Origin of the sequence: Microbulbifer aggregans (assembly GCF_001750105.1) — a bacterium.
Taxonomy (GTDB): Bacteria; Pseudomonadota; Gammaproteobacteria; order Pseudomonadales; family Cellvibrionaceae; genus Microbulbifer; species Microbulbifer aggregans.
In genome coordinates this window covers 3,212,893-3,225,374 of record NZ_CP014143.1, presented here as the reverse complement: position 1 = coordinate 3,225,374, position 12,482 = coordinate 3,212,893, and the positions used below count along the sequence as shown (strand labels likewise).

Annotated in this window: 9 protein-coding genes; 8 read left to right on the top strand and 1 reads right to left on the bottom strand. The window is 57.8% G+C overall.

Annotation, left to right across the window (positions count from 1 at the left end):
- The first annotated feature begins 500 nt into the window (after positions 1-500).
- From AUP74_RS13995 to AUP74_RS13985, 3 genes are read left to right on the top strand one after another with little or no spacing between them, the layout of a single operon-like run.
- The gene (locus AUP74_RS13995; protein ID WP_069948100.1) at positions 501-1,901 is read left to right on the top strand and encodes an NlpC/P60 family protein; all 1,401 of its coding nucleotides are present in this window, start codon (positions 501-503) and stop codon (positions 1,899-1,901) included.
- 11 nt (positions 1,902-1,912) lie between these two features.
- Entirely contained in the window at positions 1,913-3,007 is a 1,095-nt protein-coding gene (locus tag AUP74_RS13990; RefSeq protein WP_069948928.1) for a dipeptide epimerase, read from the top strand.
- A 36-nt stretch (positions 3,008-3,043) separates the two neighbouring features.
- Entirely contained in the window at positions 3,044-3,835 is a 792-nt protein-coding gene (locus AUP74_RS13985) for a MurR/RpiR family transcriptional regulator (protein WP_069948099.1), read from the top strand.
- Positions 3,836-3,923: 88 nt separating this feature from the next.
- Here the strand turns inward: AUP74_RS13985 and AUP74_RS13980 are convergent, their stop codons facing one another.
- Entirely contained in the window at positions 3,924-5,357 is a 1,434-nt protein-coding gene (locus AUP74_RS13980; RefSeq protein ID WP_083261009.1) for a transglutaminase-like domain-containing protein, read from the bottom strand.
- Between the two features lie 294 nt (positions 5,358-5,651).
- Here AUP74_RS13980 and AUP74_RS13975 point away from each other — a divergent pair, with 294 nt between their 5' ends.
- The 5 genes from AUP74_RS13975 (at position 5,652) to AUP74_RS13955 (ending at position 12,470) form a co-directional block, all read left to right on the top strand.
- Positions 5,652-7,202, top strand: coding sequence for a serine hydrolase (locus tag AUP74_RS13975; RefSeq protein ID WP_083261008.1), 1,551 nt, complete (start codon positions 5,652-5,654; stop codon positions 7,200-7,202).
- Positions 7,203-7,224: 22 nt separating this feature from the next.
- Positions 7,225-8,271, top strand: coding sequence for a S66 peptidase family protein (locus tag AUP74_RS13970; protein ID WP_069948098.1), 1,047 nt, complete (start codon positions 7,225-7,227; stop codon positions 8,269-8,271).
- A 126-nt stretch (positions 8,272-8,397) separates the two neighbouring features.
- Positions 8,398-9,792: a Na+/H+ antiporter NhaC family protein gene (locus tag AUP74_RS13965; protein WP_069948097.1), complete on the top strand. Its 1,395-nt coding sequence runs from the start codon at positions 8,398-8,400 to the stop codon at positions 9,790-9,792.
- Between the two features lie 14 nt (positions 9,793-9,806).
- Positions 9,807-11,729: an aminotransferase class I/II-fold pyridoxal phosphate-dependent enzyme gene (locus tag AUP74_RS13960; RefSeq protein WP_069948096.1), complete on the top strand. Its 1,923-nt coding sequence runs from the start codon at positions 9,807-9,809 to the stop codon at positions 11,727-11,729.
- Between the two features lie 69 nt (positions 11,730-11,798).
- Entirely contained in the window at positions 11,799-12,470 is a 672-nt protein-coding gene (locus AUP74_RS13955) for a M15 family metallopeptidase (protein WP_083261007.1), read from the top strand.
- The last annotated feature ends 12 nt before the right edge of the window (positions 12,471-12,482 follow it).

Below are 12,482 nucleotides of genomic sequence, written 5' to 3'. Positions count from 1 at the left end.
AAGCCCTTCCCTTGGCCGATCGAATTAAGGTCAATCGGCCACAGCGATAGGTTGTTCTTGTTGAACTTTGCGCCAAGCGGGTCGTGGATTCAATCCTTTCATTCCACGATTAAAACTAAAAAATTCTTGACCGTCCACACAAAGAAAAATAGTTTATTCCATGTTGTTCCCTGGATGCCGGTGTCCATTTCGCCCGGATTGCGATGTTGGTATTAGGGCGCATGCGCCATCGAAGTGTTGTTTTATCGGCGTTTGCAGTGTTATCGGGTTCCCATCGAGCAGGCTGGGGCGAAGGTCTGCCCCGTCGTCTTCTCACCATTGTTGTTACCGGCATTCTGTGCCGGCTTTTTTTTGCCGCTTACAGGTTTATTCAAAGTTGTTACTAAGATTTGAATAATGTATTCTCGCAGGGGTAACCCTACTGGTGTTGAGGCGTTGAGAAGTTGAGCGGTCTGGGATGCTGAGCGGCCAGATCTGCCGGAAGGCGCTGGAGCGAATAGATGAGAATAACAATGACGTTGGCGGGGCTGCTGTTGGCTCTGTCGCTTCCCGCTGTCAGTGGCGGGGTTGAAGTAGGTTCGCCGGGGGGCGAATCCACATTTATATCTGACGTCCCGAAAGTGCGGGAGGAAATGCTTTCCGCTGAGTTCTGGCTCTCGCGGCTGGAGGATGATTCCGTCCGCCTCACCGCCGAGAAGATCCGGCAGTTCAACGCCGCCAACCTGTCTCGGGATGAGCATCTCCACCAGCTGAAAGCATTCCCGGCCAGCCTGCCCAGGGCGGGTGTCCTGGCGCTGATCGATGGCGTGAGTCGACCGGCATCGTCGCCCCGTTACCATGGCGATGGTCGCCAGGTGTCCGATGCCGACTACGAGGCCTGGCAGGCCGCGGTACAGCGGCACGAGCTGCCAGAAGCGGTTGCTGTCCAATGGGGGATGGTGGTGCAGCGTGCGAGTATGCGCAGCTATCCGACCCACACCCGAATCTACAAGCACCCTGATGATACCGACCTGGACCGCCTGCAGGAGACCGGCGTTTTCCCGGGCCAGCAGTTGGCGCTGTTACACGAGAGCGCTGATGGCAAGTGGTGGTTCGCGGTCAACTATCACTACGCGGCCTGGTTACCGAAATCCGCCGTGGCGGTAGGCGATCGGGCAGAAATCGAGGGCTGGCAGGGCGCTGATGCGCGCCTGATGGTCACCGGCTCCCAGGTGAAAACCAACTACAACCCCGTCGACCCAAGGACCTCCGAAGTTGTTCTGGATATGGGGGTGTCCTTACCACTGATGACTGCAGGTGAGGTCGGCCACAGCGTCAATGGGCAAAATCCCTATGCCAGTTACGTGGTGAAGCTACCGGTGCGCGACGCGAAAGGGCGTCTGGAGTTCACTCCGGCGCTGATTGCCCGCAGCCAGGATGTCCATACCGGCCCGCTGGAGTACCGGCCAAGCCAGGTGATCGAGCAGGCTTTCAAATTTCTCGGTGAGCGCTATGGCTGGGGCCACGATTACAACGGTCGGGACTGCACCGGCTTCGTTGGAGAAGTCTACAAGTCTTTTGGCATCCTGATGCCGCGCAACTCTGGCCAGCAAGGCCGCAGTGATTTCGCGCCGACACGTCGCCTCGGCGATGCCAGTCGTGAGGCAAAGTTGCAGGCTCTGGAAGAGCTGAAAGTGGGTGACCTTATCTATATCCCAGGGCATGTGATGATGTACATCGGGCACGTGGATGGTGAGCCCTTTGTTATTCATGATGTGACTGGGCTTAGCTATTTCAATAGCGAAGGCGATTTTTACTCCGGGACCCTTTCGGGTGTATCCGTGACGCCGTTAAAGCCTCTCTGGCTGGGACGCAGTATGGACTTCGTCGACAGCATCTACGCAATAAAAACCATTATTTGAACGGTACCGCCATGAAAATTGTTGATGTGAAGCTGGGCATGCTCAAAGTGCCGTTGATCACGCCATTTAAGACGGCGCTGCGCACAGTGGAGTGTGTCGAAGACGTAGTGGTCATGCTGGAGACTGATACCGGCCATATCGGATACGGTAACGCCCCCGCGACGGCGGTGATTACTGGTGATACCCACGGCTCCGTCATCGAGGCGGTCAGGACGGTGTTCACCCCTTTGCTTCTGAATCGTGAGGTTTCTGAACTCAACCGCCTGACGCGGGAAATCAGTGGGGCGATGATCAACAACACCAGCGCCAAGGCCGCGGTGGAAATCGCTCTTTACGACCTCTTCGCCCAGAGTTACGAGACCCCCCTGTATCGAATTCTCGGAGGTGGCGAGAATTGCCTGACAACCGACATTACGATCAGTGTCGACTACATCGACAAGATGGTGGCCGATGCTGAAAGTGCAGTGGAGCGTGGCTTTGAAATCCTGAAGCTCAAAGTGGGCAAGGATATCCGCCTTGATATCGAGCGAATCAGGGCCGTTTACTCCGCGGTCAAGGGCAAGGCGTTGCTGCGCCTGGACGCGAACCAGGGCTGGAGCCCGAAACAGGCCGTGATGGCGATTCGTAGTCTGGAGGAGGCGGGCGTTATCCTCGAATTGGTAGAGCAGCCGGTGAAGGCCAACAACCTCGAGGGCATGCGCTACATCTCCGAGCGGGTGAAGACGCCGATTATGGCGGACGAAAGTATATTTGGTCCGCTGGAGGTCATGGATGTGATCCAGCGTCATGCTGCAGAGATCATCAACATCAAGCTGATGAAGACCGGCGGTATTTCCAATGCGCTGAAGATCGCCGACCTGGCGGGGCTGTATGATCTGGAGTGTATGGTTGGCTGCATGCTGGAAACCAGTATTGGCGTTTCAGCGGCGGCACATATGGCCGCGGCCAAGTCACCGGTAGTGTCCAAACTCGATCTCGATGTTCCCTCTCTGTGTCAGTACGATCCGGTGATCGGTGGCGCAACCTATAAGGATGCGGATATCATTCTCAATGAAACCCCGGGACTGGGTATTGAAAAAATTGAAGGGCTGGAGCTGCTGGTCTAAAGATCGGCGGCAAACCATCCAGCGGAGCCCCAGAGCATGACATGTTTACTGAAGATGCGCGCGATGCGCGACCAGATGTCGGTCAACGAGCGCAAGCTTGCTGATTTCATTCTGGAGAATACCAAGCTGTTGCGAGACTACTCCTCGCAACAGTTGGCGGATGTGGTGGGTGTCAGCCAGTCGAGTGTGGTGAAATTTTCACAAAAGCTCGGCTACAAGGGGTATCCCAGTCTCAAGCTCGCGGTATATGAGACCTATGCCGAATCCGCGCGTAGCCAGTCGGGGCAGGGCGGTGGCGAGGGCCATTTCGGTCAGCCGGACAATCCCCTCAGTCAGCTCGGGCAGAAAAAGCTCGAAGTACTGGAGAATACCGCCGGAATCAATGAGGCTGAAAATCTTGCGGCAGCGATTGCTGCCATTCGCGGTGCCCGTTGTATCCAGGTTTCTGCCTGCCCGGGCTCTGTCGCTGTTGCAAAATACCTCACTCATCAGTTGCTGGAACTAGGTTGCTGGGCGGTATTCGTGGAGGGTGAACAGGTGCAGCATCGCATGGCGAGCTCCCTGAGGGATGAGGACCTGCTCTGCATTATCTGCGACTTTGGCGGTGAGGAGTCGCTGGTGGACGTGGCCAACCATGCCCGGGAGCACGGTGTGAAGGTGCTCAGTCTGACCCGCTATAACTACAATGCAGCGAGTATCCACTCCGATATTCGCCTCTTTGTGGTGCCTGCGGATGAGAATGAGGACATGCAAAGGCTGCTGTTCCGCTCTGGCCAGTTGCACCTTGTGGAAGGGTTGGTGAGCGGTCTTCTCGCCCGGAGCAGCTGATTTTTTTTGGGGTGGTATATCTCTTTTCGAAAAAGGCCGGAATCCTGTTGGGGTTCCGGCCTTTTTCGTTGCTGATTTCTCGGGTAGCTCAGCCCTGGTCCACCACTTCCCATTCGAGGCTGTAATCCCACTGATCGAAATAGAGGTTACCGCCGCGCCATTCCACTTCACCGCGCTGTGAGTCAACCGTTTCTGAGCGGAAGTGTTCCTTGGCTGGATAGAAAGGCTGGCTGTAGTCACTATTGAAAATCAGGCGGTAGGCGTCGATACCGCCCAGGTAGAACCAGGTCTCACTAGCCGTTTTACCGGCAAGCTTGCCATGAGTGACGTCCATTGGCATCCAGCCGTAAGAAGGCAGGTAAAACTCTCCCCAGTCGTGCATGGTGTCAAAGGATGTGGGGGAAAACTCCCAGCCGGACTCCCAGCGTGCTGGGATACCGTTCATTCTGAGCAGGGTGATCAGGAGCAGGGTTTGCTGGCCACAATCCGCGTGACCTGCCTCCGCGGCATACTGGCTGATATTGCGAATGGTGGAGTACTCCCGGGCACCTGCCCAGGGGATGCTGTCGACATAGGCAAAGAGTTTTTGCGCGATGCGGTAAGGATTGGTTTCGTCGCCGACAATTCTGTCTGACAGGGTGCGAAGGGATGGGGTGAACTGGATATGGGGCGCACGTTCCTGCAGGTAGGGTACGAGTGCCTCTGTGGGTTTGACGACAGTGACCAGTTCGGGGTTGATCTGTGTGAATTTGGCGATGCTGTCGAATTCATAGCTCACCGCAAACTCCACCGGTTTACCCGCTTCCGCCTGTTTTTCGAAATAAATAGTGCGTTGCGGCTGTGCTTCCGGTGCCATGACATATTGAGATGGAGAGGAGGCGAGCAGGGAGACATTTTCCTGGCGGCCTTCAATAGGCTTGGGGAAAGGCAGCCATGCGCGTACGGTTTCTCCGGCGGGTACTGCATCGGGATCGACGCTCAGTGAATAGCTTACGCGAATGCGCCGACGGACTGGCTCATCGGCACCGATGATCTCCCGGTGGTGTGGGTGGATTTCATACAGGGGCGCCTTGTCGGTGAAGCGGCGGTAGTCCGCGGTTCGTGCTGCTGCAGTATCAGAAATGTGTACCAGGTTGTAAGCTGTCTTGCCAAAGAAGCGGCGCTCTCCATCGATCACCTTCGATTCCAGCAGGCCCGCCTTGTCCCACGCATCCACATCTTCCTCGGTGGCATCTGGAATATATCGCTGGATAGAAGTCAGCAGTTCATTGCGCTGTAGCGTGAACTCCATTTCGATGCGCCGCATCCGTTCCGCTTCAAACTTCAGCTGATGGTGCTCCGGCTTCAGCGTCTCGTTTTCCAGAAGGCGTTCAATCTGTTTGCGAGCATTACTGTATTGGCCCTGATTGACTAGTTGCTGCACATCCTGGAGGGTAGTCGCCGCACTGGCGTTCAGGGTGGAAAAGGTAAACACGGCAGAAAACACGAGTGATAGTTTGCGCGAGAGGTTAGGTGAGGACACGGGGTGCTCCCTTTGTATCGACCTGCCTGGTTGCTGGCCTGCTTGGTCAATAATTCGGCAGTTCTAGCTTGGAATAAATTATATTTACACTGATTTTATGAGTTGATAAATTATTCTACCAAAGAGAGGCCGTCAAGGATTCCTGTTTGGTGTCGTGAAGTTCAATTTGGCGTTGAGCTTGAATCGCAATGATCGAGAAGCCGGCCGCATAAGCCAAATAAGGCTAAATAAGGCTAAATAAGAAAGTCGCTCAAATTTCAGGGCCTCCTGGGCCTTACTTACAGGGGTAACATAATGAAAATAAGGGCATTTGCAGCCTTCCTCACTCTTCTCATCGCCGGATGCGGCGACTCCCCGCCATCCTCAGGCGAGGTCGAGGCCCTGGTGGAGCGGGTGCTGGAAGAAGAGCGGGTGCCCGGAGCCGCAGTGGGTGTGTGGCATCGGGGTAAGCCGGTGCTACTGCGCGGCTTTGGTGTTACCAATGTGGAAACGCCACACCCCGTAGATGAGGAAACCCTGTTCAAACTTGCGTCGACTACCAAGGCATTTACCACTGCAGCGCTGGCGTTGCTGGTGGAGGAGGGAAAGCTCGACTGGGATAGCCGGGTGGTGGAGTACCTGCCCGGCTTCAAGCTTGCCGATCCCTGGGTGACCTCGGAATTCCGCGTCGTCGACCTCCTGACCCATCGCTCCGGCCTGGGACCCGGTGCTGGAGACCTGATGCTCTGGCCGCAGCCAAACTATTTCGATCGCGCCGATGTGCTTTCCGGTCTGGAATATCTGCCAATCACGCGAAGCTTTCGCGCGGATTATGCCTACGACAACCTTCTGTATATCGTCGCCGGTGAATTGATCGCTGCCGTGTCAGGGCAGAGTTACGAAGACTTTGTGCAGAAGCGACTGCTTCAGGCGCTTGGCCTCGAGCATTGCTTCGCAGGTCCGGTGCCGCGATCCGCGAGAAATAACCTTGCGGATCCACATCGGCTGGAAGAGCAGGGTCTGGTGGTGGATACGCCGAACCTGGCCGGTGACGAACCCATTGTGCTCGCGGCTGCTGGCGGAATGCACTGCAGTGCCGGCGATATGATGACCTGGCTGCGTACGTTTCTCGCCGGCGGGATTTCTCCCGCAGGCGTACAGCTATTCAGCGAGGAAACCCGCGATCGACTCTGGCGCCCGGTCACGTTGATGCCGCTTTCTGCCTCGCGCTCGGAGCGGGACGCGGGGCATTTTTATGCTTATGCGCTGGGCTGGCGGGTCCAGGACATGCACGGCAAGCGGGTGATCCACCATACCGGTTCGCTATCGGGCATGTATGCCTGGGCGGCGCTGGTTCCCGAGGAGGAACTGGCGATTGTGGTGCTGATGAATCGTAGTGCGGGGGTAGCCCGTCAGGCCCTTATCTACGGACTGTTGAAGCCTTACCTCGGCGCCGAGGAGCGGGACTGGCTGGCGTATTTTCAGGAATTATACGGCGGCGCAGCCGAGCCCGTTGAGCCGGAGCTGTTACCGGCGCCAGAGAGTATGGCGGACGTCGGCGATGCGGAGGTCATCGGCAGTTATCGCGATCCCTGGTTTGGTGCCATTGAGATTGAGCAGGGCAATGAAGGCTTGCGCTGGAGATCACTGAAATCACCACGGCTTGCCGGTAGCATGCGTGCTGCGGCACCGGGTGTCTGGAGTGTGAAGTGGGATGATCGTAGCCTCGATGCTGATGCGTGGGTACGTGCAGAGCGCGATGAGAGCGGCACTCTGGTGCTGACAATGCAGCCGCAGTCGCGCGGTGTGGACTTCAGTTACGATTTTCCGGATCTGCGCTTTGTGCGGCTCAGTGAAGGCGGTTGAAGATAGGTGGTAGGAGAGCCCCATGGAAAGAAGAACACTAATTAAATCCCTGATGGCGGCTCCGCTGCTGAGCGGCCTTGCCGCTGCAGGCAGTGCCGGCGCGGCACCGTCCACCGGCGAGTTGTTGCGGCCAGCCCGTCTGCGTCGCGGAATGACGGTGGGGCTGGTCACTCCCGCCAGTAATGCCTGGGAGGACGAAGATATCCGCTTTGCCATCGACGTGGTAAAGTCCCTCGGCTTCAAGGTGAAGGAAGGTGCAAACCTCTACCAGCGCACCCAGTATCTGGCCGGGCCGGATGCGGCGCGGGCAGAGGATTTCAATCGCATGTTCGCGGATCCCGAGGTGGATGCGGTCTTCTGTCTGCGGGGTGGCTATGGAACACCGCGTATCCTGCCGATGCTCGATTACGCGACCATTCGCCAGAATCCCAAAATCCTGCTCGGATACAGTGACATCACCGCGCTGTTGAATGCGATCCACGAGCGCTGTGGCCTGATCACATTCCACGGTCCCATCGCGGCTCAGAATTTTACTGACTACACCCTGGAAGAATTCTCCAAGGTGTTGGTCCGCGGAGAGTTTCCGGTGCGTCTTGGCGAGGCGCCGCCCTTTGAAGGCAGCCCCGGCCGGGTCGAGCGCCGCAATCGTGTGACCCGTTTCCGAGGCGGTAGCGCCAGGGGGCGGCTCATCGGCGGCAACCTCACATTGATGTGCAGCCTCCTAGGGACACCCTTCGAACCGGATTTTCGTGACAAGATCCTGTTTCTGGAGGATGTCGGTGAGGCGCCTTACCGTATTGACCGCATGCTGACTCAGCTGTGGCTGGCCGGCAAGCTGGACGAAGTGAACGGAATCGTTTTTGGCAAGTTCACCGATGCGGAAACCAGTGGCAACACGTTCAGCGTGGAGCACGTACTGCGTGAACGCAGCGCCGGGCTGGAAGTGCCGGTGGTGCGCGGCCTGATGATCGGGCACGTGGATGACCAGACAGTGGTGCCGGTGGGAGCCATGGCCGAGCTGGACGGTGACAGCGGCGCCCTGATCCTGCAGGAGCCGGTGGTGAGCTGATTGCTGCTCGCTCTCTCAGAATTATCCCGAGCCGGAATGCAATTATCGGTTTCGGCGATAAAAGCTGTTTCGGCAGGCCCCGCGGGGCCTGTCAGCATATAAAAAACAATAATCAAACGATGCTGTATGACTGAATTATCCTGGATTACCCTGCTGCCGCCCTTTCTTGCCATCGGTCTGGCGCTTCTCACCCGACAGGTCTACCTGGCACTGTTTGCCGGTATCTGGCTCGGTTACTTTCTGCTCAATCAGTCCGGCTTTTTCCCTTCCTTGGCCGAGGCCATCGATGCGGTCATTGCGGTGCTGGCCAGCCCGGGGGATGCCCGGGTCGTGGCGTTCACGCTGATTATCGGGGCATTCATCATCACCCTCGAGCGCTGTGGTGCGGTGAGTGGTTTTGTGCGTTTCCTCGAGCGGAGCCGCTGGGTTACCAATGGTAAGCGTGCCCAGTGGATGGCCTGGTTGATCGGTATCGTGATTTTTATCGAATCGAATATCACGGTGCTGGTGGCGGGTACGGTCTCGCGGCCACTGTTCGATCGCTTCCGCGTCGCGCGGGAAAAGCTCGCCTACATCATCGACTCTACCTCTGCACCAATCTGTATGCTGATTCCCCTGAATGCCTGGGGCGCATTCAACCTTGGCCTGCTGGACGGTCTTGGTGTGCAGGAGCCGCTCAAGGTGTTGCTCGCCAGTATCCCGCTGAATCTCTATGCCATTACCGCCGTCGCACTGACTGCTTACACCATCACCCGCGACTACAATCCGGGCCCCATGGCGAAAGCGCAGGCCCGCACGCACAGCGGTGATGTGGACGGACTCGACATCGCCGCGGCGACGGCTGAGCGCAAGCACGTCAAGCCGCGCCTGATGAACATGTTGCTGCCTGTGTTCACGCTGATCGTGGCCATGCCGCTGGGACTCTGGATCACCGGTGACGGCGAGATTTTTGCCGGTTCCGGTTCCACGGCAGTGCTCTGGGCATCCTTTGCGGCTTTGACCGTTGTTTCCCTGCTGGTCATTTTTCAGCGCAGCATGACCCTCGAGGAGCTGAGTCATACCTGGATGGAGGGGGCAGGGCGGATGCTGCCGCTGGCAATCATTCTGATACTGGCCCTGGCCCTGGGGGCTGTTTCCAAGACCCTGGGTACGGGTGCCTATGTGGCTGGGATGGTGGGAGATGCTATTCCCGTGGCGTTTTTGCCCCTGGTTATTTTCCTGGTTGCCGGCGTGATCGCTTTCTCTGTGGGGTCGAGTTGGGGTACCTTCTCCATTATGCTGCCGATTGCCATTCCGGTGGCTTCGGCATTGGGCGCCGAACCGGCGCTATTTGTGGCGGCGGTGCTCTCCGGAGGGATTTTCGGGGACCACGCCTCGCCGATCTCAGATACAACAATTGTCTCGTCGCTGGCGGCGGGGACTGAACATATTGATCACGTGCGGACCCAGTTGCCGTATGCGTTGATAGCGGGTGCCGTCAGCGCGGTAGGATTTGTTGCCCTGGGTCTGCTCTTGCTGTAGTTGTGAGTTGGTTGATGACGGAATGTAAGATTGTACTGGTCACTGCGGAGCCAAGGTTTGGCGCGCGCTGGGTTTCAGAACTGGGCCTGGTGGCGGAGAGTGACCACGACTCGCCGGTAAAATTGTCTTTTTGCCATACCGGACTTGAAGACCTGGAAGATTTCCTCGGTCGCGGCGAAACACAGATCGTTGCGCTGGATGACGGCAGTCTGGGCGGCGACACCCTGGTTGAGGCGTACACCACCCTGCGCCGCTGGCGTGCAGAAATTGACTGTGTGTTGCTGACCGCTGGGGATCGGGCGGCGAGCGGGCGGGAATATGAGAGTGTCATTTCCCGCAGCGAGTCCAATTACGGCGTTGTATATCGTACCCTGCGCCGCATCCTGCTAGAGCGTATTGCCACGCCGTTTGCCGACGCTCTGCGCGAGTATGTCTACGCCGCGCGTGACTCCTGGCACACACCGGGGCATTCCAGTGGCGACAGCCTGAGTTCCAGCCCCTGGGTGGTGGATTTTTACCGCTTTATGGGCGAGCACATCTTCAATACGGACCTGTCCGTCAGTGTGAAGATGCTCGACTCCCTGATGGATCCCATCAGTGTGATTCGCCAGTCCCAGCAGCTGACGGCGAAGACCTTCGGTGCGGCGCACAGTTATTTCGTGACCAACGGCACTTCCACTTCCAACAAGATCGTGCTGCAGCACCTACTGCGCAGCGGGGACCGGGTGATCGTGGACCGTAACTGTCACAAGTCGGTGCACCACGCGATGATCATGAGCGGGGCACTGCCGGTATACCTGGAGTCCTCGGTCAATCAGCACTACGGCATTTATGGCCCTGTCTCCAAGGCCAAAATTTTCGACGCCATCGACCGCAATCCGTCGGCGCGCCTGCTGGTGCTGACGTCGTGTACCTACGATGGCCTGCGCTACGACCTGAAGCCCATCATCGAGTACGCCCACGACCACGGCGTCTATGTGCTGATCGATGAGGCCTGGTATGCGCACGGACGATTCCACCCGGAACTCCGCCCGACTGCGATCGAGTGTGGTGCCGATTTCGTTACCCAGTCGACCCACAAGATGCTGTCTGCATTTTCGCAGGCTAGTATGATCCACGTCGGTGACAGCGTAAAAGGCTTTGATGCAGCGGGTTTCCGCGAAGACATCAATATGCATACCTCCACCAGCCCGCAGTACGGCATGATCGCGAGCCTGGATGTGGCACGCAAACAGATGAGTATTGAGGGCTTCGAGGTGCTGAGCCGCACCCTCGCGTTTGCCGAGGACATCCGCCAGTTTGTATGTGAAAGCACGCCGTTCAGCAGCCTCGCGGTGGAGGATCTTTGCAGCGAGGAAGTCGCCGGTGATGGTATTTTGCTGGATCCCACCAAGGTGACCATCGATGTGGGCTGTGCCGGCGTCTCAGCGCCGCATGCGCAACAGGTGCTGTTTAACAAATACGGCATCCAGGTGGAGAAGAACACTCACAACACTCTGTCTTTCCTCGTCACCATCGGTACGACAGAAAGCAAGGTGTTGCGCCTCAAAGAGGCATTGCGCCGGCTTTCGGAGGACTGCCTGCAGTCGGGTTCCGGTGACAGCGGGCAATCCCTGCCGGCGCTGAGTGCAATCCGTGTTCTGCCCAGGGCTGCCTATTTTGCCCGCGGCGAAAAGCTGCCCCTGAGTGGAGCCGATGCTGCACGACTGGAAGGGCGTATTGCCTGCGATGAGGTGGTGCCCTATCCGCCGGGTATTCCGCTGCTGGTGCCGGGGCAGGAGATTACCGGGGAGATCCTGGCGGCGATCCGCTCCTACGTGGAAGACCGCGAGGACCTGGAAATGCATGGCTTGCGCTCGATCAACGGCGCCCCGGCAATCCGTGTCATGTGTCCGGATGAAGTTGAAGCGGGAATCCGGGAACTGGAAGCGCTCTGATCGTGACGCTGACAAGAAAATAATAAACGCCCGGCAGTTGGCTGGGCGAACCGGCAGGGAGAGATCGCCATGGATGCAAAGCAAAGCTGGTTACTGGCGCTAGTGGTGCTCACTGCCTGTGCTGCGGACAATTCCGAGCCGCCGGTGCAGATGGAAGCGGTGTCCGCCGCCGATATCCGTGTGGACATGAAGTATCACAGCGGTGACAACCTGGTGGGTGAACCACTGGATGGCTATGAGGCCAATCGCTGTCTGTTGGCACCGGAAGCGGCCAGTGCCCTGAAGGAAGTGGCCAGTGATCTCTCTACACTCGGCCTCGGACTGGTGATATTTGACTGTTATCGCCCGCAACAGGCGGTAAACCATTTCGTGCGCTGGGTGAGTGAGCCTGAGGACTTTTCTACCAAGGAGGCTTTCTACCCTCGGGAAGAAAAGTCGCAGATGTTTGCGCGCGGTTATATCGCCGAGCGCTCCGGGCACAGCCGCGGTGCCACCGTGGATCTCGGGTTGTATCGGCTCGAGAGCGGTGACCTTGTCGACATGGGCACCGGCTTCGATTTCATGGATGAGCGCTCCGCTACTGAATTCCCGCTGGAAGATTCTCTCGCTGTACAGAATCGCCTGCTGCTTCGTGATGCGATGGCGGCGCGCGGCTTCGTCAATTATTTCCAGGAGTGGTGGCACTACACCTTCAAGCCCGAACCCTGGCCCGAACAATATTTCGATTTCCCCGTGCAGTAGGCCCGGGCTTTA